This is a genomic window from Shewanella hafniensis (assembly GCF_019655335.1).
Classification (GTDB): domain Bacteria; phylum Pseudomonadota; class Gammaproteobacteria; order Enterobacterales; family Shewanellaceae; genus Shewanella; species Shewanella hafniensis.
Window position 1 is genome coordinate 12610 of sequence record NZ_BPFD01000018.1, and the last position, 25801, is coordinate 38410.

Sequence of the window (25801 nt, forward strand, 5' to 3'; positions counted from 1 at the left end):
ACTTATGCTGAACTTTAGACCACTATTGTTTATTTTAGGGCTGTTTTTGTCCATGCTGACAGCCTTCATGTTGATCCCACTGCTCCTCGCCGTATTCAATGCCGAGGAAACAGTAGGCTCTTTCATGCTGTCGGCGTTAGTGACAGGTATTAGTGCCAGCTTGTGTTTACACAATGGCCAGAGCAAAGCCATTAACCTCAATATCCGCGATATGTTCCTGCTGACCAGCTTGACGTGGTTGATCGTTAGCTTGTTTGCAGCCATGCCCTTTACCTTGTATCACGGGATTGGTTATACCGACGCCTTCTTTGAGACTATGTCCGGCATCACGACCACAGGTTCTACCGTGCTCTCGGGGTTGGATACCATGGATCACAGTATCTTAATCTGGCGCTCTTTATTGCAGTGGCTAGGCGGAATTGGCTTTATCGTGATGGCGGTGGCCATTCTGCCCTTCTTAAACGTTGGTGGTATGCGGCTGTTCCGCACTGAATCTTCGGATTGGAGCGATAAAGCCGTACCACGTACCCAAAGTATGGCTAAGTACCTATTCTTTATTTATATTTTGCTAACAACTGCTTGTTGCGTTGCCTATCATCTGGCAGGGATGACGTGGTTTCAAGCAGTCAATCATGCCATGACCACCCTATCAACCGGCGGTTATTCCACCTCCGATAGCTCTATGGCCGCGTTTTCTAACTCGGCCCACTGGGTTGGCGTGTTCTTTATGGCTGCAGGTGGTTTGCCACTACTCATGTTTGTACAAACCATACAGCAAAAGGATCTGCGGATTTGGAACGATGCTCAGGTCAAAGGCTTCTTATTTTTCCTGACCTTTGTGTCCTGTTTTATTGGCTTTTGGCTGTGGCAAACCCGCGACATTGAACTCCTCGATGCGCTGCGTTTATCCAGCTTTAACGTGGTTTCTGTGGTGACCACCACAGGTTATGGCTTAACGGATTACGGTGCTTGGGGCGCCTTTGCCAACATCGCTTTCCTGTTTTTAATGTTTGTCGGTAGCTGCTCTGGCTCAACCTCGGGCGGGATTAAAATCTTCCGCTTTCAAATTGCTGGCGCCATTATGCGCGAGCAATTGAAACAGCAATGTCATCCAAACGGTATCTTTAGGGAACGCTACAACAATCGCATCATAAGTGAAGATATCGTGCGCTCGCTGATCACTTTCGTGCTGTTGTTTGTGATGGTGATTGTTGGCTTGTCGGTAATTTTAGTGCTCACGGGGCTCGACCCTATGACCAGTTTTACTGGCGCTATCACGGCGGTCACCAACGTAGGCCCAGGTTTAGGCCCAATTATTGGCCCTGCGGGTAACTTTTCAACTCTGCCCGACGTAGCGAAATGGGCCTTGTCACTCGGTATGCTCCTCGGCCGTTTAGAGATTCTGACCGTAGCAGTGTTATTCCACCCGAGTTTTTGGAAGTATTAATGCAGTAGAGCTTGGATACTAAAAAGGCGCTTAACTTAACTCGTTAAGCGCCTTTTTTATTAAGCCTGACTCGTCCTAAATAGCGGTAACTTCAGCCAATTCCAACAGATGATCGGCATAGACCTTCACATCTGCCCAGTCGGTGTAATCGATAACCGACTTAGGATCGGTTGGGCCTTTGGTCATCTTCATAATCAACAGGATCATCCACCTGTCGTACCAAGGCCATGAAGGATAATCCACTTTCCCCGCAATAATTTTAAGATCGGCTGGCGTCCACGGCGATAAGGCGATGAACTTTTGCAGATATTTATTATTCTCAGGAATACGTTTTTCTGGATTTCTCGCCACCACGTTGACGCAGAAGAAACTGTTTGGCAATGCCCCCAAAGCTTCTGCATGCTGCTCGATAAACTGGAACACACTCTTATCATAAGTGCCATAAAGAACGCAGGCACCTAAGGCGACGACATCATAATCGGGCCAATTAATACAAGTTGCGGCAGCACTATTGATATCAACGAGATCGACCTTAGCGCCACGAAAAGTTAATTGGTCGGCAATTGCATTGGCAATCTTGGCCGTGTGGCCACCACGGGTAAAATAAAGTACGAGAACGCGTGTCATAGGGAATTACCGATCAACTGAGTTAATGTCACTATTGTGGCAAGATTAGGTTAAATAAACCTCTGATAGGATCACAAATCAGCCGTATCTCATATTCTGAGATGCAAAAATTGAGATCTGCATGGCTGAGCAGTATGATTGCGTAAACACAGGTGTTCAATTAGAATTATCTAATCAAAAGCGATGAAGTGAGTGACCTTATGCAAAATGACATAGATGTAGCTGCAATGGTAACTAATGCGGAAAGTGCGGCTAAATGGCTTAAGGCCATAGCGAACCCTTATCGCCTAATGATTTTATGCCTATTACTAGACAAAGAGTTGAGCGTAACTGAACTCAATGCCACTGTGCCATTAAGCCAATCGGCACTATCCCAGCATTTAGCCGTATTACGCGCAGAAGATCTGGTGGATACCCGTAAGAGCTCGCAGATTGTTTACTACAAGCTCAAGAACGAGCAAGTCACCCAAGTGATTTCTATTCTGCATAGCCGCTACTGCGCAGTGTAAACGGCGGTAAAGCTAGCTTAAATCTAAGCCCTAATCACTTGCAGGTGATTAGGGCTTAATGATTTTTAAGATTGGCTAAAGCGGTTAGCGAAGGCGTCGACTTTTTCCCAATCGGTAAACTCAAAGGTGCCACTGATATCGGTTGGTCCTTTAGTCATCCACATAATGAAACGTATCATAGTGCGATCGAACAAACCGTATTTAGGATAATCAATCTTGCCCGCAAACACTTCAAGCAACTGTGGCTGCCATAGTGATAATTGCAGGAACTTTTGCATATAAGGATTGGTTTCAGGCGTATTCTTTAAGGGTTTGCGCGCCACGACATTAACGGTAAAAAAGCCATTAATCTTAGTATCGAGCACCGCATGGTGGCGGTTCACAAACTGGTAAAGTTCAGGTCTATGTTTACCATAGCGAATACTGGCGCCAATCAGCACTTTATCGAAATCCGCTAAGCTCAGCGCTTCTGCTTGCGCTAATGTGACCAGCGAAACCTGCTCTCCCGCTTGCTCAGCAATCGTCTTCATTTTTTGGCAAATTGCCAATGTTTGGCCATCAATTGTCGAATAAATTATTAACGTCTGCATGATTAATTCTTCCAAAAAGTTGGCGTAAACAAAATCAGTAAGGTAAATACTTCGAGGCGACCAAACAGCATAGCCACGACCAATACCCATTTGGCCCCATCGCCAATACTGGCGTAGTTACTGGCTACTGCACCTAAGCCTGGGCCTAGGTTGTTTAAGCAAGCTGCGGTAGCACTAAAGGCGGTAATATCATCTAATCCCATCGCCATGAGTGCAAGCATACAGATCACAAACACCAGCGCATAGGCAGAGAAGAACCCCCACACGGCATCAACAACGCGATCAGGCAAGGCTTTAGAACCAATACGGATAGAGAACATCGCCTTAGGATGAACCAGTCGCTTTAATTCGCGCGAGCCCTGTAACAGCAGCAAAATGACCCGAATCACCTTAATCCCACCCGCAGTCGATCCGCCACAGCCACCGATAAAGCTTGAAAATATCAATAGAATAGGTAAAAACAGCGGCCACATGTGGAAGCTTTCAGTACCAAACCCTGCGGTAGTGGCCACGGAAACCGCCTGAAATAAGGCATGATCTAAGGTTTCTTCCGGCGAATCATAAATGCCCGAATGATAAAGCGTGAGGAAACAAATCGCGGTAAGAATGAGTTGAATCGCCACCAACATCTTAAATTCGGCATCTTTAAAATAGACTTTAACGTTAATCCCTCGCCGCGAAAATGCCGCAAAATGCACGCTAAAGTTCACCGCTGAAACGATTAAAAAGAACACGCAAATAAGGTTAATCACTGAGCTATCGAAATACCCCATGCTGGCATCGTGGGTCGAAAAACCGCCAATAGCGATAGTAGAAAATGAATGACAAACCGCATCGAACACACTCATGCCCGCCAGCCAATAGGCGGTCGCACAGGAAATGGTTAGCAATAAATAGATATACCACAGTGCCTTAGCGGTTTCGGCTATCCGCGGGGTCATCTTACTGTCTTTGACGGGGCCCGGAATTTCAGCGCGATAGAGCTGCATTCCCCCGACGCCAAGTACAGGTAAAATCGCCACTGCGAGCACAATAATCCCCATACCGCCGAGCCATTGCAGCATATGGCGGTAAAACAAAATGGCCTTAGGTAGGAAATCGAGCCCGACAATGACAGTGGCTCCGGTGGTGGTTAACGCAGAAAAAGATTCGAAGAAACTATCAGTCCAACTGAGGTCGGGTTGGCTCGAGAAGATAAACGGTAAGGCACCGATAGAACCCAGCACGGTCCAGAATAGGACCACAATCAGGAAACCCTCTCGGGTACGCAATTCTTCTTTACAGTGGCGATTGGGATACCAGAGCCAGAAACCAATAAATAGGCTGACAAAAAATGCCTGCATAAACGCCGTGCCGCCGCCATCGTTATACCAAACAGCGATCAGTGCTGGTGGCAGCATAGTGATTGAAAATAAACCAATCAGCAGGCCTATGATTCTTATTATGGTTTTATATTGCATTAAGCGAGTTCAATCATTCCATTGGCTGCAAAGGTATTTTCAGCATTAGGGCTATTTTGGCATAATTTACGCAGGCATCACAGCTCAAACTCAGGCCTCAAACTTCCCTGACTGAGCGTCGCCAGCGACTCACACAGCAATGCCTGTTGCTGCCGGCCTATCTCAAACACAATATCGACCGCTGCGGCAAATTGCTTATCGATAATCACGGCATCCATTTGTTGTAATAGATGCTCCACATCGCGTAGCTGCGCATAATCACAATGCAACTTGGCGGGATAACGTAACTGTTTAAGTCGCGTCGGTAATTGAACCAAACCTTGCCGTAAGCCCGACGTATAAGCCCGAACGAGTCCACCGACACCCAGTTTAGTGCCGCCATAATAACGCACCACAACAGCACCCACTTCGCCGATATTTGCCCCTTGCAACACAGCTAACATGGGGCGACCAGCACTGCCGGCGGGTTCACCGTCATCACTCGAACCAATCAAGACGCTATCATCCGGTGCGCCAGCAACAAAAGCTGAGCAATAATGGCTGGCGCCGGGATAATCACGCTTTATGTCAGTGAGTACTAACTTAAATTTATCAAAGCTATCGCAATGAAACAGAAAAGAGATAAAGCGGCTATGCTTTATCTCTTCTTCAATCACGATATCTTCACAGGGAACACTATAACTTTCGAGCACACATCCGCCCTAATCTTTACCCTATATCAATCAGCCAAGCCGAGTTCACGGGTCATGTTCTCATTTCTATCTTGATGCACTATGACGTTATCTTCGATACGAATACCGCCAAAAGGCCTTAACTCATCCACCGTTTGCCAATTGATCTGTTGGCCACGACTATCTTGTTTAAGCTCATTGAGCAGAGTATCGATAATGTATAACCCAGGTTCCATAGTCAGCACTTGGTTTGGCGCTAAAATGCGGGTGCAACGTAGGAATGGATGAGCCTCTGGCGCCGCAATATGAGTTCCGCGTTCATCGTGGGAGAAGCCGCCAACATCATGCACTTGTAGGCCTAACATATGGCCTAAGCCATGGGGAAAGAAAGCACTGGTTATGCCTTGATCGACCAAACCTTGGGTATCACCTGTGGCTAAATCAAAATCCAATAGCATTTGTGCGACTTTAGCGTGGGTGGCCAAGTGTAAATCGGGATAACGCACGCCCGGACGCATCATGTCGATAAGCTCTAGCTGTGCCTTGTTCATCGCAGTGATCAATTCATCGAAACGATTCTTCTCGAATGCGTAGGTTCTGGTGATATCAGAGGCATAGCCAAAGTAACTCGCGCCGGCATCGATAAGAAATGACAAACGTTTCGCAGGGCTTTGGTGTTCAAGTGCGGTGTAATGCAAAATCGCCGCATTTTGGTTAAGGGCGATGATATTGCCATAGGGCACTTCATTCTCGCTCTGGCCTACGGCAGATAAATAGTGCTGCTGGATTTCGAACTCGCTCGCACCATTATAAAAGGCATTTTTAGCCGCCAAATGTCCCTGCACCGCAATTTGATTAGCGCGACGCATACATTCCAACTCATATTCGGTTTTAGTGGTTCTGTGGTAATGCAGATAACTCATCACAGCATCGGGATTACGACTGGTAAAACCCAGCACTTCGGCCACATCTAAATGCTCACCTAAATAGGCCCAATTGGCGATAGCTGTCGGTAAAAACTCAGCGACCTTATCAGCCTTGGTCAGCAGCTTAATATCGAAATACTCAGTCCAAAACATATCAGGCACATCAGACACTTTGTGCCAAAAATCCACAGGACGATAAAAAATCAGTTGCGGCTTATCACGGCCGTTAACCACTAACCAGCAATTCGGATTATCCAACACTGGCAACCATGCCTTGAAGTGCGGGTTTGCCTTAAAGGGATAATTGATATCATCCAAAAACATCCGATGCGGCTGACCCGAATGAATCACTAAACCAGACAAGGCTTCTCGAGACAAAATCTCTGCGACTCGACGGTTTAACTCGGCAATATGGGCACGATAGTGATGAGCCAACTGATCCATTTGTCATCTCCTGCAATGAATAAAAGTTAATAATATGAGCCGAATTTGCTCACATAATCTTAATCTGATCATGAACAACAGATTCAATCAAAACATTAAACTGTCACTCTATCTAAAATACATGACTGCGGAACAAAGAACATTAAAGCGATAACGTCATGATTATCTTTAAGAGTTCAGTTCAGCCCTAGCATAGCTGCAGCGTTTAAACGTCTAAGGTAAACAGCCACAAAGACCTATTTATCCGCCAAGTGATTTAACGCATTCTAGGTGTTCTACACTCTGTGCAGTGTATCACAAAGGTGAAAAATCACTCTAGCCGACAAGAAATTAAACAGTCGTTTAAATTGGGTGTTGTAATTTATCGAATTTCGAAGCACACTGGCATACAACTGGTCAAATGATGGCCGAAGCTGCTGTGAGATAGAGAGTCGTACTAGCACCAACACATAATGGTGGGTATCACTTTTAAGCCAAAAGGAAGCAAGCAATGATCTACCAAAGTCCTACAATTCAGGTTGAGTTACTCGAGGATAATATTGCCAAGCTGTGCTTTAACGCACCCGGTTCGGTGAACAAATTCGACAGAGAAACTCTCGCCTCGCTCGATGCGGCATTAGACAGCATCAAGCAAGATTCCAATATCAAAGCGTTAGTGCTGACCTCAAGTAAAGATACCTTTATTGTGGGCGCTGACATTACCGAATTTTTAGGCCTGTTCGCACAAGATGACGCCGTATTGCTCTCTTGGGTTGAACAAGCTAACGCCGTCTTCAACAAACTCGAAGACTTGCCTTTCCCAACCGCATCAGCAATCAAAGGCTTTGCCTTAGGTGGCGGCTGTGAAACCATTCTGGCAACCGATTTCCGTATCGCAGACACCACAGCCAAAATCGGTTTACCCGAAACTAAACTCGGCATCATCCCAGGTTTTGGCGGCACAGTTCGTCTGCCACGTGTGATTGGTGCAGATAACGCACTTGAGTGGATCACGACCGGTAAGGACCAACGCGCTGAAGATGCACTGAAAGTCGGCGCTGTTGATGCCGTGGTTGCACCACAAGCGTTAGAAGCTGCTGCGATTCAAATGCTCAAAGATGCTGTTGCTGAAAAGCTGGATTGGCAAGCACGTCGTAACCGTAAACTGTCTGCGCTAACACTGCCAAAACTTGAAGCTATGATGTCATTCACCACAGCCAAAGGCATGGTGTTTGCGGTTGCGGGTAAACACTACCCTGCACCAATGGCTGCTGTAAGCGTAATTGAGCAAGCATCGACTAAAGGTCGTGCTGAAGCACTGCAAATCGAACATCAAGCCTTTATCAAACTGGCGAAAACCGACGTTGCTAAGGCACTTATCGGTATTTTCCTTAATGATCAATTTGTTAAAGGTAAAGCGAAGAAAGCCGGCAAGTTAGCGAAAGAAGTCAACAACGCGGCCGTATTAGGCGCAGGCATTATGGGCGGCGGCATCGCTTACCAAAGCGCCAGCAAGGGCACTCCTATTGTCATGAAAGACATCGCCCAGCCAGCATTAGATTTAGGCCTCAATGAAGCCGCCAAACTGCTGTCTGCCCAAGTCGCCCGTGGCCGTTCAACGCCAGAAAAAATGGCCAAAGTGCTGAACAATATCACGCCTTCATTAGATTATGCCGCGATTAAACACAGTGATGTTGTCGTTGAAGCCGTTGTTGAACATCCAAAAATTAAAGCACAGGTTTTAGCCGAAGTTGAAGGCTATGTGAGTGAAGATGCAATTATCGCGTCAAACACCTCAACGATTTCAATCAACTTGCTCGCCAAGAGCATGAAGAAACCTGAGCGTTTCTGCGGTATGCATTTCTTCAACCCAGTGCACAAAATGCCGTTGGTAGAAGTTATCCGTGGCGAGCACAGTTCTGAAGAAACCATCGCCTCTGTTGTGGCTTACGCCAGCAAAATGGGCAAAACGCCAATCGTGGTAAACGATTGCCCAGGCTTCTTCGTTAACCGCGTACTCTTCCCTTACTTTGCAGGCTTTAACGGCTTACTTGCCGAAGGTGGCGACTTTGCTGCAATCGACAAGGTAATGGAAAAACAATTCGGTTGGCCAATGGGCCCTGCTTACCTGCTCGACGTAGTGGGTTTAGACACAGGTCATCACGCCCAAGCCGTTATGGCTGAAGGTTTCCCTGATCGCATGGGTAAATCAGGCACTGACGCGATTGATGTGATGTTTGAGAACAAACGTCTTGGCCAGAAAAATGGCAAAGGTTTCTATGTCTATTCAGTCGATAGCCGTGGCAAGCCGAAGAAAGATGTCGATCCAACGAGCTACGGCCTATTGAAAGATGCCTTTGGCGACTTAAAAGCCTTTGAAGCCGATGACATTATTGCCCGTACTATGATCCCTATGATCATCGAAACCGTGCGCTGTTTAGAAGAAGGTATTGTCGCATCACCAGCCGAAGCGGATATGGGCCTAGTTTATGGCTTAGGTTTCCCGCCATTCAGAGGCGGCGTGTTCCGTTATTTGGATACCATGGGTGTCGCAAACTTTGTGGCCTTAGCAGACAAATATGCTCACTTGGGCGGTCTGTATCAAGTCACAGATGCGATGCGTACATTAGCAGCCAATAACGGTAGCTACTACCAAGCCTAATTAGCGGGAAAGGAATTTAATCATGAAACAAGCTGTTATCGTAGACTGTATTCGTACTCCGATGGGCCGCTCAAAGGCTGGCGTATTTCGTAATGTACGTGCAGAAACTCTCTCTGCCGAATTGATGAAAGGTCTGTTGCTGCGTAATCCGCAACTCGACCCAAACCTAATTGAAGACGTGATTTGGGGTTGTGTGCAACAAACCCTAGAGCAAGGCTTCAACATTGCCCGTAATGCTTCACTATTAGCCGGCATTCCAAAGACAGCAGGCGCTGTGACGGTTAACCGCCTATGTGGTTCGTCAATGGATGCTATCCATCAAGCTGCGCGGGCGATTATGACTGGCATGGGCGACACCTTTATTATTGGTGGCGTAGAGCACATGGGCCATGTACCTATGAGCCATGGTGTCGACTTCCACCCAGGTCTTACTAATAACGTGGCAAAAGCCTCTGGCATGATGGGGTTAACGGCTGAAATGCTGGGTAAATTGCACGGTATTACCCGTGAACAGCAAGATGCTTTTGCAGTACGTTCTCATCAACGTGCTTATGCTGCGACGATTGAAGGCCGTTTTGCCAAGGAAATCTATGGCATTGAAGGTCACGATGCTAACGGTGCCTTAATTAAAGTCCTCCAAGACGAAGTGATCCGCCCAGAAACCACAATGGAATCTCTAGCAGCACTGCGTCCGGTATTTGATCCAGTTAACGGTACTGTCACTGCGGGTACTTCTTCTGCACTGTCTGATGGCGCTTCAGCCATGCTGATCATGGAAGAATCTAAAGCGCGCGCACTTGGCTTACCAATTCGTGCACGTATTCGCTCTATGGCGGTTGCGGGTTGTGATGCGGCTATCATGGGTTACGGCCCAGTGCCAGCCACGCAAAAAGCGCTGGCTCGTGCCGGTATCACAGTTGCCGATTTAGATGTGATTGAACTGAACGAAGCGTTTGCTGCTCAGTCTTTACCTTGTGTAAAAGATTTAGGCTTAGCGGATGTGGTTGACGACAAAATCAACCTTAACGGCGGCGCGATTGCGCTCGGTCACCCACTGGGTTGTTCAGGTGCGCGTATCTCTACGACGCTGATCAACTTGATGGAAGACAAAGACGCGACCTTAGGTTTAGCGACCATGTGTATTGGTTTAGGCCAAGGTATCGCAACCGTGTTTGAACGTGTTTAATTCGTTAATCGAATAATTATCAAAACCGGAGCTTGTTCCGGTTTTTTTATGCCAAATCTTCTGCCATCGTAAATATTAATATTTCTCATTTCTTCTGCTGTTCATTTGAAAATCAGTCCGTTATCGACTTAACTACAAGGGCATTACTGGCTATTGTGGACGACAGCAGGCAAGCAATCATCAGCCAAATCTAGGCAGTGTAGTGCAAGGATGCAATTCGTTGTTTTACCAGAGGAATGCCTGATGCTACAAACGGAACAGACCCTTTTCGAACAAATGCGGATCACTGAGTTGGAGATCGAGTCTCGTAAGGCGCTCTTCTCTTTTACTGGGGGGATATAAAGGCCCTACAATCCTTTAAGCCCATCATCGAAGAAAACATAAATAAAATCGTCGATGACTTTTACGGCTTACAAACCAGTGTGTCAGAAATTGCGCTCTTGATTGGAGACTCAGACACCCTTGCCCGCCTGCGTACCGCACAGAGAAGATATGTGCTTGATTTATTTAATGGTGTTTATGATCTTGAGTACGTAAACAATCGCCTACGGATTGGTTTAGTCCATAAACGCATTGGTGTTGAGCCCAAACTTTACCTGTCTGCGGTACACACACTCAAGGAGTTGATCTATGCAGTGATCAACGGCTCAGTACAAGATGTACGTCAAGCCGAACGTATTCGAGCCGCAATTGATAAACTCGTGCTGTTTGATGTCACACTAGTATTCGATACTTATATTCGCAGTTTAGTCTCCGAGATTGAGAACGCTAAGGATAAAGCCGAAAAATATGCCCAAAGCATGGAAAGCAAAGTCAAAGAGCGAACCCAGCAGTTAGAAGAACTGTCGCAAACCGATCCCTTAACAGGTTTGCTCAATGTAAGGCACTTGCAAGAAACCGCAACTCGCATACTCAGAGCAGCCCAAAGACGCGCCGAGCCCGTATGTGTCATCTACTTAGATGTAGATGATTTTAAATTATTTAATGATACCCAAGGCCACAGATCGGGTGATGAAGTACTGTGCGCCGTCGCCAAAGCAATTAAAGCCACTACTCGTGCCGAAGATTATTGCTTTCGTTATGGTGGAGACGAGTTCTGTATCATCATGCCTAACTGCCGTGAAGAACAAGCCCGAGATAATTTCATCACTCGCTTCAATCAACAAATAAAACTCAGTTTAAACAATATTTCCTTAAGCTTTGGCATTATTGATACTGGCCCATATGAGTATGAAGAAGCCAACAGCTTAATTCATAAAGCCGATCAGCGAATGTATAGCTATAAACGTACGTCCAAACAGCAGCAAACTATGGCGGCGGCAAATGACTTAGTATCAGAGAATAGTACCGCAGAAGTCCATCCAATCACTCAATCTCGCAGCATTGATAAAGCCGTCGAGTAACGTTGAAACCCACATTCGCCATTAATGTTCCACGTGGAACATTAAATATCTAACATTCTATTGATAGAACATAGATGAAACCACATCACAAATTGAAACCACCAACTTGGTTTATCATGGGGGCTGGAGTAACATTAGATAATTCTGCTTAACCGTTCAGTAGAGGTAATATGAACGACGCTTTCTCAACCGCACAGCATAGACTCGATGCTCTTGGTTTACGCTGCCCAGAGCCTGTAATGATGGTGCGTAAAACGGTAAGACAAATGGCTGCTGGCGAGACTCTGCTGATCATTGCCGATGATCCTGCTACAACGCGCGATATTCCAAGCTTTTGTGAATTTATGGATCACACCTTAATTGCCAGTGAAACCACACAAACGCCATATCAATATTTGATCAAAAAAGGACTTTAAGTCGTATCCGTTAACGACTTAATCATGAACAAAGGATGTGAGAAACTATGCCAAAACTGCTGGCGATTGCCTATAAAACTGTAAAGCGCGGCCCAATGAATGAAGTTCTCTGTGCCAATGTCACCCAACTCAGTGGCGTAGAGAAAGATGTGTTTGGTCGTCCAGGCAAACGCCAAGTCACTGTGCTTTCTAAACTTCAGTGGCAACAGGCCTGTCATAGCATCGAGGCAGATTTACCTTGGACGACACGTAGAGCAAATCTTCTGGTTGATGATCTCGTATTCAGCAGTGCCGATGTGGGTAAACATTTACAGATCGGTGAGTTGCGACTTGAAATCACAGGTGAGACCGACCCCTGTAAAAAGATGGAAATAGCGCATGTCGGTTTAGAAGCCGCGCTCACGCCAGATTGGCGAGGTGGTGTAACCTGCCGAGTATTGAATGATGCCATGATCCACTTAGGCGATGAGATCACTCTGCTTATTCCAAGCTAATTTTATTCCCAGCTATTCAGCCACTCTTAGCAAAATATCCATACTCCTCAGTAAAAAGAACCAAGTGACTTGGTTCTTTTTCTGCTATGCCCGCTTTCTTATCTATATCGCCGTTACTTTTCCATTCCCTCGGTCATCAATTGAAACAGTATTTACGTTTTCCTTCTTTCCTATTTATGCGATAACTAGACTAAGTATTAACAAAAGTTCATCTTAAAATTAATACCACTCAAGCAGTCCATAAGAACGATAACAGGAAGTGACATGTTGAAATCTAAACTGACCCCGCTTTATATCGCCCTCGCTCTAGGGATGAATACCCTCGCCGTTAACGCAGTAGAAACTAAGGAGGCCGAATGGAATGTTAACGCTCCAGCGAATGCACCCTTAGAGCAAGTCAAAATTGATGTGAATGAAGGCACTTGGATGAACCTGAGTGTTAGTCCAGATGGCAAGCATATTGTATTCGACTTACTCGGCGACATTTATCAAATCCCAGTATCAGGCGGTGAAGCTAAGCCATTAGCCCAAGGTATTGCTTGGCAGATGCAGCCCGTCTATAGCCCAGATGGTAAACATATTGCCTTTACCTCGGATGCCGATGGCGGCGACAACATTTGGATCATGGATGCCGATGGCAGTAATCCACGAACTGTTACTCAAGAAACATTCAGGCTGCTAAACAGTCCCGCTTGGAGCCCAGACTCCCAGTATCTTGTTGCCCGTAAGCATTTTACCGCCAGCCGCAGTTTAGGTGCGGGCGAAGTATGGCTATACCACGTAGCGGGCGGCGAAGGCGTTAAACTGACTGAACGACCAAATGATCAAAAAGATTTAGGCGAACCCGCGTATTCACCCGATGGTCGCTATATCTACTTCAGCCAAGATGATACGCCAGGCAAAACCTTCCATTACTCAAAGGACTCAGTTAACGGTATCTACAAAATCAAACGTTATGATACCCAAACCGGTGATATTGAAATCTTGATAGAAGGAACTGGTGGCGCGATTAGACCAACACCGAGTCCTGATGGCACTAAACTCGCCTATATAAAGCGTGATGACTTTAACTCATCACTCTACCTGCTCGACCTCAAGTCTGGTGAAACCACTAAACTATTTGGCGAACTAGACCGTGATATGCAAGAGACTTGGGCAATCCACGGCGTCTACCCGACTATGGCGTGGACTCAAGATAACAAGGATATTTTCTTCTGGGCTAAAGGAAAGATTAACCGCCTGAATATTGCTAGCAAAACACTCACAGATATCCCATTTAGCGTAAAAACTGAGTTAGCAGTACAACCCTCAGTACGCTTTAAGCAAGACATTGATAAAGACGTTTTCGATGTAAAAATGCTGCGTATGGCACAGGTTTCTCCCGATGGCAGTAAAGTCGCCTTCGAAGCACTGGGGAAGATTTGGTTAAAATCATTGCCCGATGGAAAAATGTCGCGCTTAACTGAACTCAGTAATGGGATTGAAGAACTGTATCCCCAATGGTCCCGCGATGGCAAAAATATTGTGTTCACCACTTGGAATGACCAAGACCAAGGAACAGTGCAAGTCATTAGCGCCAAAGGTGGCAAATCTAAGCAGCTAACATCTGAGCCAGGGAAATACGTTGAGCCCACCTTTTCACCCGATGGTGAACTCGTGGTGTATCGTAAAACCCAAGGTGGCAATCTCACACCTAAAACTTGGTCGCAAGAACCTGGACTCTATAAAGTCGATATCAAAGGCAAACAAAATAGCAAGATCAGTGCCGATGGCTACCAAGCTCAATTCGGTGCCAATACCGATCGCGTCTTTTTTATGAATAGCAGCGAAGATGATACACCACAGTTATCATCTATCAACTTAGATGGCTTCGATAAGCGAGTTCATTACAGCAGCAAGCATGCGACTGAATTTAGGGTTTCACCCGATGGTGAACAACTCGCCTTCGCTGAACGCTTTAAGGTTTGGGTGACACCTTTTGCTAAACACGGTGAAACCGTTGAGATTGGCCCCAATGCCAACAATCTGCCCGTAAGCCAATTAAGTGTCCGTGCCGGTGAAAGTATCAGTTGGAACAGTAAAAGCAACCAACTGTATTGGACGCTTGGCCCAGAACTTTATCAAGCCAAGGTTGATACTCGATATCTCAATAAAGATGAAAAGACTCAGCCAAGTATTATCAATTTGGGCTTTACCGAAAAAGCCGATGTTCCACGTGGAACAATCGCCTTCGTCGGCGGCAAAGTGATTACGATGGAAGACGACCAAGTCATAGATAATGGCGTGGTCATAGTTAAAGACAATCATATTGTCGCCGTAGGTAATGCCAATATCGCGATTCCTAAGGATGCGCAGATCATCGACATCAAAGGCAAATCCATCATGCCAGGACTATTCGATGCCCACGCCCATGGACCGCAAGCTGATGATGAAATTGTGCCACAACAGAACTGGGCGCTTTATTCTGGTTTATCTTTGGGTGTCACCACGATTCACGATCCCTCGAATGACACGACAGAGATTTTTGCCGCTTCCGAACAACAAAAAGCCGGCAAAATCGTCGGTCCACGCATATTCTCCACCGGCACCATACTATATGGAGCGAATGCACCTGGCTACACATCACACATAGACTCGCTGGATGATGCCAAATTCCACCTTGAGCGTCTGAAAAAAGTCGGGGCCTTTAGCGTAAAAAGCTACAACCAACCACGTCGTAATCAGAGGCAACAAGTCATTGCCGCCGCTCGTGAACTTGAAATGATGGTTGTTCCTGAAGGTGGTAGTTTACTGCAGCATAACCTAACCATGGTTGCCGATGGCCATACAACGGTTGAGCACTCTTTGCCTGTCGCGGCGATTTATAACGATATCAAACAATTCTGGAGCCAAACTAAAGTCGGTTACACGCCAACCTTAGTGGTTGCCTATGGCGGTATTTCAGGCGAAAACTACTGGTACGATAAAACCGATGTGTGGGCGCATCCACGTCTGTCTATGTATGTCCCCGCCGATATCTTGCAGGCGAGATCCATGCGACGCCCGCATGCACCAGATGGCCACTACAATCATTTCAATGTTGCAAAAGTCGCTAACGAGCTCAATAAGTTAGGTGTTCATCCTAATATAGGCGCTCACGGTCAACGTGAAGGTTTAGCGGCACATTGGGAAATGTGGATGTTCGCCCAAGGCGGCATGAGCAATATGGAAGTTTTGAAAACGGCCACCATTAATCCAGCGACGACCTTTGGCATGGAACAGCAACTCGGTTCTATCAAAGAAGGTAAGCTCGCAGACTTAATCGTTATTGATGGTGATCCATTGGCTGATATACGCGTCACAGATAAAGTCACTCATACTATGGTCAACGGCAAGCTTTTTAATGCTGAGACGATGAATGAGCTTAATGGGGATAAGGAAAAACGTAAGCCATTTTTCTTTGAGAAAATCTAAACTCTATCCTCAAGGCTAGAATGGGAGAGTCGCTTTCCTGTTTTAATTATTTGGTTTAACCAGATATCACTCATAAAATAAAAAAGCATGTTCCACGTGGAACATGCTTTTTTATCTCTAGACTTCTATTACCACAAGCCCCAACCCTACTTCAATATCGGCAAGCTCTGCGATTAATGTTAATCGTGGTTATGCTGAACGGTACAGGAATCAACACAGGCCTGATAGGCAACACACTCGACCAGGTGATCATTCACCATACCCACTGCCTGCATAAAGGCATAACAAATTGTTGGGCCGACGAAATTAAATCCGAGTTTCTTTAAGGCTTTTGACATGGCTTCAGATTCTGGCGTTTGTGCAGGAACCTGTGACATGGCTGTAAACTGATTCACTATGGGCTTACCACCTACAAAGCTCCATAAGAAGGCAGAGAAATCCTTTCCATCGGCAGTATAGGCCAAATATCCTTTGGCATTCTTGATGATAGAGTTCACCTTCAAGCGATTACGCACTATGCCGGGATTCAACATAAGTTCCTCCACTTTCGCCTCATCAAAGCCAGCAATCACTTCTGGTTCAAAATTAGCAAAGGCCTGTTCATAGTTTTGTTGTTTCTTCAGGATAGTTATCCAAGATAATCCTGCCTGTTGACCGTCTAAACACAACTTAGCAAACAGCTCCTTAGGATCATAAACTGGTCGCCCCCACACTTTGTCGTGATACTCACGATATAAGGGATCATCACTTACCCAGCCACAACGGATCTCTTCCATGGCATATAACCTTATTGTTTTAATTAAGAAGGTAAAAAATAACCTACATAAGCAGATATCTACAAGGTATAATCGAACCCATTTTCTATTCAGGCTGACGGCAGTAGACAAGTAGACATGACGACAAAACACGACGTAAAAACATTTCAGGGTTTCATTCTCACCCTGCAGGAATATTGGGCACAGCAAGGCTGTGCAATCGTTCAACCTCTAGATATGGAAGTCGGCGCGGGAACATTCCACCCACAAACTTTCCTGCGTTCTTTAGGGCCAGAACCTATGAGCAGTGCCTATGTGCAGCCATCGCGCCGCCCTACGGACGGTCGTTACGGTGAAAACCCTAACCGTCTGCAGCACTACTACCAATTCCAAGTCGTGTTGAAGCCTTCACCTGACAATATTCAAGAGCTGTATTTAGGCTCACTGCAAGCGTTGGGTATCGATACTCAAATCCACGATATCCGCTTTGTGGAAGATAACTGGGAATCACCAACACTAGGTGCTTGGGGCTTAGGCTGGGAAGTCTGGCTTAACGGTATGGAAGTAACTCAGTTTACTTACTTCCAACAGGTTGGCGGCATCGAATGCAGCCCAGTCACAGGTGAAATCACCTATGGCCTAGAACGTCTGGCTATGTATATCCAAGGTGTTGATAGTGTTTATGATCTCGTTTGGACCGATGGTCCACTAGGCCTAATCACCTATGGCGATGTGTTCCATCAAAACGAAGTCGAGCAATCGACCTATAACTTCGAGCACGCGGATGTGGATTTTATGTTCACCCTGTTCGATCAGTGCGAAAAAATGTGTCAGCATTTATTGTCGCTAGAAAAACCCTTACCTCTGCCCGCCTACGAGCAAGTGATGAAAGCCTCACACGCTTTCAACCTGCTCGATGCCCGCCATGCCATTTCAGTTACTGAGCGCCAACGCTACATCTTACGCGTTCGTACTATGGCGAAAGCGGTCGCTGAATCTTATTATCAGGCACGCGAAGCGCTTGGCTTCCCAATGTGTAAGTAGAGGTAAAAACATGAATTTTGAAAACTTACTCATAGAGTTAGGCACGGAAGAATTACCACCTAAGTCACTGCGTAAACTGGCTGAATCCTTTTTAGCTAACTTTACTGAAGAACTCACCAAAGCCGATTTAGCGTTCAGCTCAGCCGTTTGGTACGCAGCGCCACGTCGTCTGGCAATTAACGTCACTGAACTTGCCCTTGCACAAGCTGACAAAGTCGTTGAAAAACGCGGCCCAGCAGTGAGTTCAGCATTCGATGCTGAAGGCAAACCGACTAAAGCCGCCGAAGGTTGGGCACGTGGTAATGGTATTACTGTTGAACAAGCCGAACGTTTAGTTACAGATAAAGGCGAATGGTTAGTCCATAACGCCAAAGTTGAAGGCGTCGAAACCAAAAGTTTGATCGCTGCTATGGCTCAACGTGCACTCGATAAATTGCCCATTCCTAAGCCAATGCGTTGGGGCAATAATAAAACCCAATTTATTCGCCCTGTGCACACAGCAACTATGTTGTTAGGCAGTGAGTTGATTGAAGGTGAATTGCTGGGTATCAAATCGGCGCGCACTGTTCGCGGTCACCGCTTTATGGGGCTCAAGCAGTTTGAATTAGCCCATGCTGATCACTACCTTGCCGACCTAAAAGAAAAAGGCAAAGTCATCGCCGATTACGAAAGCCGTAAAGCATTAATCAAAGCCGATGCCGAAAAAGCCGCCGCTAAGATTGGTGGCACAGCCGACATCGAAGATAGCCTACTTGAAGAAGTCGCCTCGTTAGTTGAATGGCCAGTGGTATTGACCGCCAGCTTCGAAGAAAAATTTCTAGCCGTACCGTCTGAAGCTTTGGTCTACACCATGAAGGGCGATCAAAAATACTTCCCAGTCTTTGATGACGCGGGCAAGTTACTGCCAAACTTCATCTTTGTCGCTAACATAGAATCAAAAGATCCCGCGCAAATTATCTCTGGTAACGAGAAAGTCGTTCGTCCACGTTTGGCTGATGCAGAGTTCTTCTTTAATACCGATAAGAAGCACACGCTGGAATCACGTTTACCTAGCTTAGAAACCGTCCTGTTCCAACAACAGCTTGGTACCTTAAAAGACAAAGTGACTCGTATCTCTGCCCTAGCCGCCTTTATTGCCGAGCAAACTGGCGCGAATGCGGTTGATGCAGCCCGTGCGGGTTTGTTATCTAAAACCGATTTGATGACCAATATGGTGATGGAATTTACCGATACTCAAGGCACTATGGGCATGCATTACGCCCGCCTCGATGGTGAAACCGAAGCGGTTGCGGTTGCAATGGAAGAGCAATACAAACCTAAGTTCTCTGGCGATACAGTGCCTAGTGCTGGCGTATCTTGCGCAGTCGCATTAGCAGATAAGCTCGATACTTTAGTCGGCATCTTTGGTATTGGCCAAGCGCCAAAAGGCGCAGCCGATCCCTTTGCCCTACGCCGCGCGGCGATTGGCGTGCTGCGTATTATCGTTGAGAACAAACTGCCACTGGACTTAGTAACGCTGATTGCTAAGGCTCAGGAACTCCACGGTACTAACTTAAGCAACGCAAACGCAGCAGAGGAAGTGCTTGAATTCTTAATGGCTCGTTTCCGTGCTTGGTATCAAGATAAAGGTATTGGTGTTGATGTGATCTTAGCCGTGCTAGCACGTCGCCCAACACGCCCTGCTGATTTTGATAGCCGTATCAATGCGGTATCACACTTTAGAAGCCTAGAAGCTTCTAGCGCCCTTGCGGCAGCGAACAAACGAGTATCCAACATTCTGGCTAAGGTTGAAGGTGCTTTACCGACAACGATCAATGCGAGTCTGTTAACCGAAGCCGCAGAGCAAGCATTAGCGGCCAAGTTGAACGAGCTGCAACCACAGTTGGCGCCTTTGTTTGCCAATGCCGATTACCAGCAAGCCTTAACTTTGTTGGCTGGCCTACGTGAAAGCGTGGATCAGTTCTTCGAAGATGTGATGGTAATGGCAGATGATGAAGCGTTGAAAAACAATCGCTTAGCATTGTTGAATAATCTACGCGAGCAGTTCCTGCACGTAGCGGATATTTCACTACTGCAATAACGATACTAACGTTTTTAAAATATCGCTTTATAAAAAACGCGCTCATTAGCGCGTTTTTTATTGCCCTGATTTCTTATATCAAACGTATTACATGGCCTAATCAAAACTGCAGTAGTTTTTGATGTAAGCCATCAAATTGAGTTTGATCTAAGTTAACTTGCTGCAGTAAATTCGCCAGAATCTCAGGGGACAATTGCCCTGCTTGATGCAGCATAGAAATCTCGCTGATCACATTCGCCCGCCATACCACAGCAGCTAGCCCAGCTTGCGGGCGCGAGTTCACACTGGCAAGCTTGTCTAATTCTGTTTCAAAGGTATTGGGTAACTGCCAATGCTTAGCGAGCAATGAACTTAAGGCTAACGATTTCGTCGTCATCACTTGTCTAAATAAACCAGAATTAGGCTGTTCTCCCGGCTCTGCCTGTACAAATGCATCGAGAAACATTTTAAAAATGGCCAGCTTGCCGACATCGTGTAATAAACCCAATAAAAAAGCCGTATCTTGATCTTCATCGCTTAACTCACTAGCAAGAAAAGCAACCTGCATCGAATGGCGCCAAATTTCAGCCCCAAAACGACGGAAATAGATTGGCTTGATATCCAACATTTCACGCACTAGACAAGTGGTAACAAACTTTCTCAACTGTTCACGACCAAGCTGTACCAAAGCCTGCTGCAAACTGGTGATATCCCTATCGCTACGTTTAAATGCAGGGGAATTACATAACTTAAGCACCTCAATACTCAGTAAAGGATCTTGCTCGATGAGCGCTAATAGGTCCTTAATATCAAATTGTGGATCGGCCAGTTTACGATCTAATTCCAATACTTTTGACGGTAGCTTTAACACTTTCTCGGCGATCACTTGTGGTGATGCCAAAGCCTGCTCTATCTCCGCCATGACTCGACGTTCAAGATTATTGGCTACGCCGCCAGTGTCCTTAACCCGTGTAGGAAATAACAAACTATAAAAGAGTGCAGATAAATCAACAGATACCACGCTAATATCTTCGAGAGATTTAGCTGGCTTTCGCGCAGGTTCAAACGACTTACCTAAGTCCGTCGTTGAAAAACTTTTGGGTCTCTCTACCGTCGCCGAATCACGAATATTAAAGAGCTTATTAAAAAGTGATTTAATCAAGAAGCATCAACCTGTCATTATAGATAATTGTTAAAAAGTCAGTTAAATATTGCCCATCTCAAATCCATTTTGATCAAGCTTAAGCGATACATAAACACGTTACAGACATGCTAATAGCTCGCTTAAGTGTAACATATTCAATTCATTTCTGACGCCAGCAATCCCATGATTGTAGCCTCTATTAGGACAATCTTGGTTACAACTTGAAACCTCAAAAAACTTACATTTCAGCATCATTTAACTGACAATATGCCCAGCCTTCATAAAGTGATACGTATTTAGTCTCCCTTTAAGCCATTCACGACATACTTGCCAGCTAACGACGGAATATTTGATGATCGAGGTAATAAAAGCGGGTGCACTAACCACAGTTCAAGATCTCGGACGCATGGGATACCGACATTTAGGTGTAACCCAAGCTGGCGCCTTAGATAGACCTGCCCTGTGTTTAGCAAACCGCCTATTATCAAACCCAGACAATACACCCGTATTGGAATTAACCTTCGGCCAATCGATTTTTTTGTTTAAACGCGACGCTTGGATTGCCTTAACGGGTGCCGATTTCGATGCTCGTATAGACAATAAGCCCATAGTTTGCGGCTGGCGTTACTCCATTAAGGCAGGACAAAAACTCAGCCTTAGAGGGGGAAATAAAGGCATGCGTGCTTATATTGCCGTTGATGGTGGCGTTAAAGTACCGCTAGTGATGGATTCTGCCGCTACCGATTTAACCTCAGGTATCGGTGGATTTCATGGCCGCGCATTAGAAGCGGGCGATCGCCTGAGCTTAGGTTTAGCTCACCCACTCAGAAGACAAGTTGGTGCAATTCAAAAAAGTTGGGATGGGCATATTCGCGCACTCGCGACCAAGCACACTCAAGCCTTCTCGTTGAAATCTCAGCAAACATTCTGGCAAACACAGTGGCAACTTTCGGCAGAAAGCAATCGTGCAAGTGCAATACTCAACGGGGAAATATTGACCTTAGCAAAACCATTTCCCGTTCAATCCCATACAGTCACGCCCGGAGTGGTTCAAGTGTCCGCTTCAGGGCAACCACTCGTGCTCCTTGCCGATGCGCAAACCACCAGCAGTCATCCTCAAATCGCCGTGATTATTGAAGCCGATCTGTGGAAACTCGCGCAAACTCGCCCAGGACAAACAGTTAAATTCGAATTAGTTGACGATGAACAAGCGGCAACGGCACAAGCGGAATGGCATGACTACTTCTATCGCTTACAACGCAGTCTAGGTTAACGAGTCGCTTAATCATAGCGGCCAAAAAACTCATCCCGCATTCCTAGCAAGCCGCATTCGACTTCATTCAAATAGTCCCCCCACAATAATGCTAATTCGCACTTAAGTTTGGTGTAACTTGCTGGCTATAAAACAGCGCCACATCTTGCAATTGCTCAGAGCTTAACGCGCTGACTTGCGCCTGCATCAAAGGATCGACTCGCAAACCAGTTTTAAAATCAACAAGCTGTTTATTGAGATAAGCTATTTTCTGTCCCTTCAAGTTTGGGAATTGTTTAGCCATAGTGATCACCACATTGCCATGGCATGACTCACATTGAGCCGTAGCCAGCACCTGACCACGTTCAATATCTGCTTGATAACCTTCTGCATAAACCGCTGTGGATAAGCCGCACAAGACAAGCAAACTGACGATAAACGCTTTCATTGAGATTCCTTAACGGCAGGCTTAACAGGCGGAGGCAACTGGCTTGATTCAATGGGCAGACGCCTAAAGATAGTCATATCCATTTCAGCTTGGCCATAATAAGTACTGAGATAGCTCAATGTCGGCTCCCAAGTATCCGACAAGTCCCATAAGCCTTGAGTATCCACCATCCATTGCAAGGTTTCTTGCCAAAACGCTTTATCACCGCGATTTTGGGTAACAATCATGCTGGTGTGACAGACATTGCATTGATAATTAACCAACTCCCAACCGGGTGCCATAATGAGGCCCGATTGAGGGTCCACGGGATACTCTGCAGCGAACGTCGCCCCAGTGAAAAGTAACCCGCACACTATCAATTGATTGATATGCGATTTCATCACACCACCCTCACGGCAATACGGTGGCAGCCGTTAAACATATATCCCTTAGGATTCCATTGCGGTTGTACGACTGGCTGACTATCACCTTCACTATCGATCGCTTTGGCCCAGATTTCATAATAGCCCTGCGACGGTAATTGCAATTCAATCTTCCACTGCTGCCATGCCGCTACGTTTTTAGGTTTTTCTAACTCAGCAGTATACCAACGGGTGCCATAGTCATAACTCACTTCCACTTTAACGACTTCCCGTAATCCCGCCCAAGCGTGGCCTGCGATGGCTATCTTCTGGCCCACGGCTAATTCTGTTCCCGATTGAGGATCGGTAATCAAGGACTTCACTATCATTTCTTCTATGATTTTATAGTCTTTATCATCAACGGACTCACCTGGCGCTATCGGATATTTAGGGAGTTGATACGCTGGCGCTGCCATTTTATGTCCATCATGCACTTTATTGCGCACACTGATCCCCGTAGCGGCTTTTTGCGAAACGGAGCCCGGCCGTCCACCAAACACAATACGCAAGGGATATCCATGTAGATAAGGAATGTCCTCGCCGTTCATCGACCATGCAATGAGTCCCAGCTCTTCGAGCGCCGCCTTTATTGGCACACCGCGTGAAATCGCCTCACCTTTACCGCTCAAATGCCGATCAACACCATGATGACCCGTATAAACAGCATCGGCTTTAATACCGCAATCCTTAAGCACATCACTCACTAACACACCCGTCCACTCGGAGCAAAATACGCCGGCATTATTCCATTGATTGCCTTTCGTGCTTGGAAAGAAGCCTGAACGACTATTGCCACCACATTCAATCAGTAACTCTAATGTGTAATGCTTAAAACGGCGCTTAAGTTCATCGATTGTGTAGGTTTTTGGAGTGATAACAGACTCGCCATCCACTTTAAAAGTCCAAGTCTTAGCATCCAGCGCCTTAAAATCGGGCACTATGCCATTCCAACGGATAAATGAGGCATCAGCAGGCGTCACGGCAGGAGCGAGTTTATGCTCCGGCGGAAACGCATTCAGTGGATGAGTGTTTAGCACGTTGAAGTAACCCGGTAAATCCTCAGCCTTAGTCCAAGTTAATGCTGATATATCCAGAGGAGTGACGGCTGCGGGAAGCTGATCGGCAAATACCCACTTAACGGGTAAGGCAGATAACACAGACGTCGCTACCGCCCCTTTAATAAAAACCCGACGATTAAGATCCATGTTATTTATCCTTTCCGAGGTAAAAGTAATCCGCCATCAGCTGCATATCAGCCTCACTCAACAATTGAGCGACTTTAGTCATTGTGGGATCTTGGCGATTCTCCGCCTTAAAGGCTCGCAGTTGCTTCAACAGGTAATCCGAGTTTTGCCATCCGATATTAGGGATATGCTCAAAACGACTCACACCGGATTCACCATGGCAGGCCTTACACATATTCAATAACTTATTAGCTTCATCGGCGTTTGCCACCGCTGGTAACATTAACATCAGCACGCTCACCGGATAGATCACTCGCTGCCACATCCATTTATCTCGCCAGTTAGTCTTCATCCCGACGAGTTCCCATCGAACGAAGTAATTAAGATATGGTTAAATTATCTCAATGCGGTTAGTGATTTAAATTCAATAAAAGTGATTCGAAAGCTCAAGAGAAATGACGCGTATTAGCGGATATAGAATGGGTAAAATATTCATTAGTCATAGGTGAAATGAGCCCATATAGTAGCTTTGCAGAAACACTCGGCATTTCACTCAAGGACAAACAATGGATCTTTATATTGGCAATAAAAACTACTCTAGCTGGTCACTACGGGCTTGGTTAATGGCCGCGAAATCTGGCGTGCAGTTCAACGAAATATTACTGCAACTCGATACCGACAGCTTTTATCAGCAACTCAAAGCCATTTCGCCGACGTTAAAAGTACCGACATTAGTCGATGGCGATATCACGGTATGGGATTCACTCTCAATTTGTGAATACCTCAACGACACCTATCTTGCCGGTAGCGCATGGCCGCAAGATCCTAAACAAAAAGCCAAGGCTAGATCGATAGCCAGTGAAATGCATTCTGGCTTTAATGCCGTGCGTAACGCTCTACCAATGAACATACGCGCGAGCCGTTATGTTGAGCTCACTGATGCAGTCCGCAAAGACATTGAGCGCATCGATGCGATTTGGTCAGCACAAATGGCCGAGTTTGCACCATCAAATGCCAAAGGTACTTGGTTATTTGGCGAGTGGTCGATTGCCGACATGATGTTTGCCCCTGTGGTCATGCGCTTTATCACCTACGGTGTTGAAGTCTCGCAGGCAAGCCGTGCCTATATGCAGCATGTGATCAGCTGTCCGGAAATGCAGGCGTGGATGAGTGCGGCTAAAGCTGAGACTGAAATTGTTGCAGCGGATGAAGCGGGTATTGATCAATAAAGGGATAAATCATAGAAA

Annotated in this window: 22 protein-coding genes and 1 pseudogene; 12 read left to right on the forward strand and 11 right to left on the reverse strand. The window is 46.1% G+C overall.

The genetic code is table 11. The annotated features are described in order from the left end of the window. Window positions 1–4: 4 nt before the first annotated feature. Entirely contained in the window at window positions 5–1447 is a 1443-nt protein-coding gene (locus tag K5Q99_RS07640; protein ID WP_106648743.1) for a TrkH family potassium uptake protein, read from the forward strand. A gap of 75 nt (window positions 1448–1522) precedes the next feature. Here the strand turns inward: K5Q99_RS07640 and hemG (K5Q99_RS07645) are convergent, their stop codons facing one another. Continuing rightward, window positions 1523–2074 carry a menaquinone-dependent protoporphyrinogen IX dehydrogenase gene (gene hemG, locus K5Q99_RS07645; RefSeq protein WP_220776510.1) on the reverse strand — a complete coding sequence of 184 codons (552 nt, stop codon included), beginning with the start codon at window positions 2072–2074 and terminating at the stop codon, window positions 1523–1525. A gap of 200 nt (window positions 2075–2274) precedes the next feature. On the opposite strand from hemG (K5Q99_RS07645), the gene K5Q99_RS07650 reads away from it, so the two are divergent. Next, on the forward strand, window positions 2275–2583 hold the full coding sequence (locus K5Q99_RS07650; RefSeq protein ID WP_006083802.1) for an ArsR/SmtB family transcription factor: 309 nt from the start codon (window positions 2275–2277) through the stop codon (window positions 2581–2583). Between the two features lie 65 nt (window positions 2584–2648). Here the strand turns inward: K5Q99_RS07650 and hemG (K5Q99_RS07655) are convergent, their stop codons facing one another. The 4 genes from hemG (K5Q99_RS07655) to pepQ all read right to left on the reverse strand — a co-directional run bounded on the left by hemG (K5Q99_RS07655) (window position 2649) and on the right by pepQ (window position 6674). Then, window positions 2649–3173 (reverse strand): menaquinone-dependent protoporphyrinogen IX dehydrogenase, encoded by a 525-nt coding sequence (gene hemG / locus K5Q99_RS07655; RefSeq protein ID WP_220591581.1) that lies wholly within the window; start codon window positions 3171–3173, stop codon window positions 2649–2651. 2 nt (window positions 3174–3175) lie between these two features. After that, window positions 3176–4633, reverse strand: a complete 1458-nt coding sequence (locus K5Q99_RS07660; protein ID WP_106648749.1) for a TrkH family potassium uptake protein — start codon at window positions 4631–4633, stop codon at window positions 3176–3178. Window positions 4634–4710: 77 nt separating this feature from the next. Next, a complete protein-coding gene (locus K5Q99_RS07665; RefSeq protein WP_220776511.1) occupies window positions 4711–5325 on the reverse strand; it encodes a YigZ family protein in 615 nt (204 codons plus the stop codon). 26 nt (window positions 5326–5351) lie between these two features. Continuing rightward, on the reverse strand, window positions 5352–6674 hold the full coding sequence (gene pepQ / locus K5Q99_RS07670) for a Xaa-Pro dipeptidase (RefSeq protein WP_220776512.1): 1323 nt from the start codon (window positions 6672–6674) through the stop codon (window positions 5352–5354). A gap of 490 nt (window positions 6675–7164) precedes the next feature. Between pepQ and fadB the strand changes: the two genes are divergently transcribed. The 6 genes and pseudogenes from fadB (at window position 7165) to K5Q99_RS07700 (ending at window position 16267) form a co-directional block, all read left to right on the forward strand. Further along, the gene (gene fadB, locus K5Q99_RS07675; RefSeq protein ID WP_220776513.1) at window positions 7165–9315 is read left to right on the forward strand and encodes a fatty acid oxidation complex subunit alpha FadB; all 2151 of its coding nucleotides are present in this window, start codon (window positions 7165–7167) and stop codon (window positions 9313–9315) included. A gap of 22 nt (window positions 9316–9337) precedes the next feature. Further along, window positions 9338–10501, forward strand: coding sequence for an acetyl-CoA C-acyltransferase FadA (gene fadA, locus K5Q99_RS07680; protein ID WP_220776514.1), 1164 nt, complete (start codon window positions 9338–9340; stop codon window positions 10499–10501). A gap of 243 nt (window positions 10502–10744) precedes the next feature. After that, window positions 10745–11904 (forward strand): annotated as a pseudogene (locus tag K5Q99_RS07685) (diguanylate cyclase domain-containing protein). 170 nt (window positions 11905–12074) lie between these two features. Beyond that, window positions 12075–12320 carry a sulfurtransferase TusA gene (tusA, locus tag K5Q99_RS07690; RefSeq protein ID WP_006083810.1) on the forward strand — a complete coding sequence of 82 codons (246 nt, stop codon included), beginning with the start codon at window positions 12075–12077 and terminating at the stop codon, window positions 12318–12320. Window positions 12321–12367: 47 nt separating this feature from the next. Next, a complete protein-coding gene (locus K5Q99_RS07695; protein WP_106648758.1) occupies window positions 12368–12814 on the forward strand; it encodes an MOSC domain-containing protein in 447 nt (148 codons plus the stop codon). 264 nt (window positions 12815–13078) lie between these two features. Further along, window positions 13079–16267, forward strand: a complete 3189-nt coding sequence (locus K5Q99_RS07700; protein WP_220776515.1) for an amidohydrolase family protein — start codon at window positions 13079–13081, stop codon at window positions 16265–16267. 179 nt (window positions 16268–16446) lie between these two features. Here the strand turns inward: K5Q99_RS07700 and K5Q99_RS07705 are convergent, their stop codons facing one another. Continuing rightward, window positions 16447–17043 carry a DNA-3-methyladenine glycosylase I gene (locus tag K5Q99_RS07705; RefSeq protein WP_220776516.1) on the reverse strand — a complete coding sequence of 199 codons (597 nt, stop codon included), beginning with the start codon at window positions 17041–17043 and terminating at the stop codon, window positions 16447–16449. 117 nt (window positions 17044–17160) lie between these two features. On the opposite strand from K5Q99_RS07705, the gene glyQ reads away from it, so the two are divergent. Both glyQ and glyS read left to right on the forward strand, forming a co-directional pair. Further along, window positions 17161–18066, forward strand: a complete 906-nt coding sequence (gene glyQ, locus K5Q99_RS07710) for a glycine--tRNA ligase subunit alpha (protein WP_006084781.1) — start codon at window positions 17161–17163, stop codon at window positions 18064–18066. Between the two features lie 10 nt (window positions 18067–18076). Beyond that, on the forward strand, window positions 18077–20146 hold the full coding sequence (gene glyS / locus K5Q99_RS07715; RefSeq protein WP_220776517.1) for a glycine--tRNA ligase subunit beta: 2070 nt from the start codon (window positions 18077–18079) through the stop codon (window positions 20144–20146). A 100-nt stretch (window positions 20147–20246) separates the two neighbouring features. Here glyS and K5Q99_RS07720 read toward each other — a convergent pair whose 3' ends face one another. Beyond that, window positions 20247–21287 carry an HDOD domain-containing protein gene (locus tag K5Q99_RS07720; RefSeq protein ID WP_220776518.1) on the reverse strand — a complete coding sequence of 347 codons (1041 nt, stop codon included), beginning with the start codon at window positions 21285–21287 and terminating at the stop codon, window positions 20247–20249. A 334-nt stretch (window positions 21288–21621) separates the two neighbouring features. Between K5Q99_RS07720 and K5Q99_RS07725 the strand changes: the two genes are divergently transcribed. Beyond that, a complete protein-coding gene (locus tag K5Q99_RS07725) occupies window positions 21622–22542 on the forward strand; it encodes a 5-oxoprolinase subunit C family protein (protein WP_220776519.1) in 921 nt (306 codons plus the stop codon). A 91-nt stretch (window positions 22543–22633) separates the two neighbouring features. Here K5Q99_RS07725 and K5Q99_RS07730 read toward each other — a convergent pair whose 3' ends face one another. From K5Q99_RS07730 to K5Q99_RS07745, 4 genes are read right to left on the reverse strand one after another with little or no spacing between them, the layout of a single operon-like run. Then, the gene (locus K5Q99_RS07730; RefSeq protein WP_220591571.1) at window positions 22634–22969 is read right to left on the reverse strand and encodes a c-type cytochrome; all 336 of its coding nucleotides are present in this window, start codon (window positions 22967–22969) and stop codon (window positions 22634–22636) included. Next, window positions 22966–23349 (reverse strand): cytochrome C, encoded by a 384-nt coding sequence (locus K5Q99_RS07735; protein WP_220776520.1) that lies wholly within the window; start codon window positions 23347–23349, stop codon window positions 22966–22968. The genes K5Q99_RS07730 and K5Q99_RS07735 overlap by 4 nt, the downstream gene beginning before the upstream one ends. Next, window positions 23349–24575: a sulfite oxidase gene (locus K5Q99_RS07740; RefSeq protein WP_220776521.1), complete on the reverse strand. Its 1227-nt coding sequence runs from the start codon at window positions 24573–24575 to the stop codon at window positions 23349–23351. The genes K5Q99_RS07735 and K5Q99_RS07740 overlap by 1 nt, the downstream gene beginning before the upstream one ends. Before the next feature lies 1 nt (window position 24576). Beyond that, window positions 24577–24879, reverse strand: a complete 303-nt coding sequence (locus K5Q99_RS07745; protein ID WP_220592983.1) for a c-type cytochrome — start codon at window positions 24877–24879, stop codon at window positions 24577–24579. A 241-nt stretch (window positions 24880–25120) separates the two neighbouring features. Here K5Q99_RS07745 and K5Q99_RS07750 point away from each other — a divergent pair, with 241 nt between their 5' ends. Further along, the gene (locus tag K5Q99_RS07750) at window positions 25121–25783 is read left to right on the forward strand and encodes a glutathione S-transferase family protein (protein WP_220776522.1); all 663 of its coding nucleotides are present in this window, start codon (window positions 25121–25123) and stop codon (window positions 25781–25783) included. The last annotated feature ends 18 nt before the right edge of the window (window positions 25784–25801 follow it).

What these genes read in the sequence shown, in the direction of transcription:
- K5Q99_RS07640 (WP_106648743.1), top strand. Translation starts at nt 5, where the DNA reads ATGCTGAACTTTAGACCACTATTGTTTATTTTAGGGCTGTTTTTGTCC.
- hemG (WP_220776510.1), bottom strand. Translation starts at nt 2,074, where the DNA reads ATGACACGCGTTCTCGTACTTTATTTTACCCGTGGTGGCCACACGGCC.
- K5Q99_RS07650 (WP_006083802.1), top strand. Translation starts at nt 2,275, where the DNA reads ATGCAAAATGACATAGATGTAGCTGCAATGGTAACTAATGCGGAAAGT.
- hemG (WP_220591581.1), bottom strand. Translation starts at nt 3,173, where the DNA reads ATGCAGACGTTAATAATTTATTCGACAATTGATGGCCAAACATTGGCA.
- K5Q99_RS07660 (WP_106648749.1), bottom strand. Translation starts at nt 4,633, where the DNA reads ATGCAATATAAAACCATAATAAGAATCATAGGCCTGCTGATTGGTTTA.
- pepQ (WP_220776512.1), bottom strand. Translation starts at nt 6,674, where the DNA reads ATGGATCAGTTGGCTCATCACTATCGTGCCCATATTGCCGAGTTAAAC.
- fadB (WP_220776513.1), top strand. Translation starts at nt 7,165, where the DNA reads ATGATCTACCAAAGTCCTACAATTCAGGTTGAGTTACTCGAGGATAAT.
- fadA (WP_220776514.1), top strand. Translation starts at nt 9,338, where the DNA reads ATGAAACAAGCTGTTATCGTAGACTGTATTCGTACTCCGATGGGCCGC.
- tusA (WP_006083810.1), top strand. Translation starts at nt 12,075, where the DNA reads ATGAACGACGCTTTCTCAACCGCACAGCATAGACTCGATGCTCTTGGT.
- K5Q99_RS07695 (WP_106648758.1), top strand. Translation starts at nt 12,368, where the DNA reads ATGCCAAAACTGCTGGCGATTGCCTATAAAACTGTAAAGCGCGGCCCA.
- K5Q99_RS07700 (WP_220776515.1), top strand. Translation starts at nt 13,079, where the DNA reads ATGTTGAAATCTAAACTGACCCCGCTTTATATCGCCCTCGCTCTAGGG.
- K5Q99_RS07705 (WP_220776516.1), bottom strand. Translation starts at nt 17,043, where the DNA reads ATGGAAGAGATCCGTTGTGGCTGGGTAAGTGATGATCCCTTATATCGT.
- glyQ (WP_006084781.1), top strand. Translation starts at nt 17,161, where the DNA reads ATGACGACAAAACACGACGTAAAAACATTTCAGGGTTTCATTCTCACC.
- glyS (WP_220776517.1), top strand. Translation starts at nt 18,077, where the DNA reads ATGAATTTTGAAAACTTACTCATAGAGTTAGGCACGGAAGAATTACCA.
- K5Q99_RS07725 (WP_220776519.1), top strand. Translation starts at nt 21,622, where the DNA reads ATGATCGAGGTAATAAAAGCGGGTGCACTAACCACAGTTCAAGATCTC.
- K5Q99_RS07730 (WP_220591571.1), bottom strand. Translation starts at nt 22,969, where the DNA reads ATGAAAGCGTTTATCGTCAGTTTGCTTGTCTTGTGCGGCTTATCCACA.
- K5Q99_RS07735 (WP_220776520.1), bottom strand. Translation starts at nt 23,349, where the DNA reads ATGAAATCGCATATCAATCAATTGATAGTGTGCGGGTTACTTTTCACT.
- K5Q99_RS07740 (WP_220776521.1), bottom strand. Translation starts at nt 24,575, where the DNA reads ATGGATCTTAATCGTCGGGTTTTTATTAAAGGGGCGGTAGCGACGTCT.
- K5Q99_RS07745 (WP_220592983.1), bottom strand. Translation starts at nt 24,879, where the DNA reads ATGTGGCAGCGAGTGATCTATCCGGTGAGCGTGCTGATGTTAATGTTA.
- K5Q99_RS07750 (WP_220776522.1), top strand. Translation starts at nt 25,121, where the DNA reads ATGGATCTTTATATTGGCAATAAAAACTACTCTAGCTGGTCACTACGG.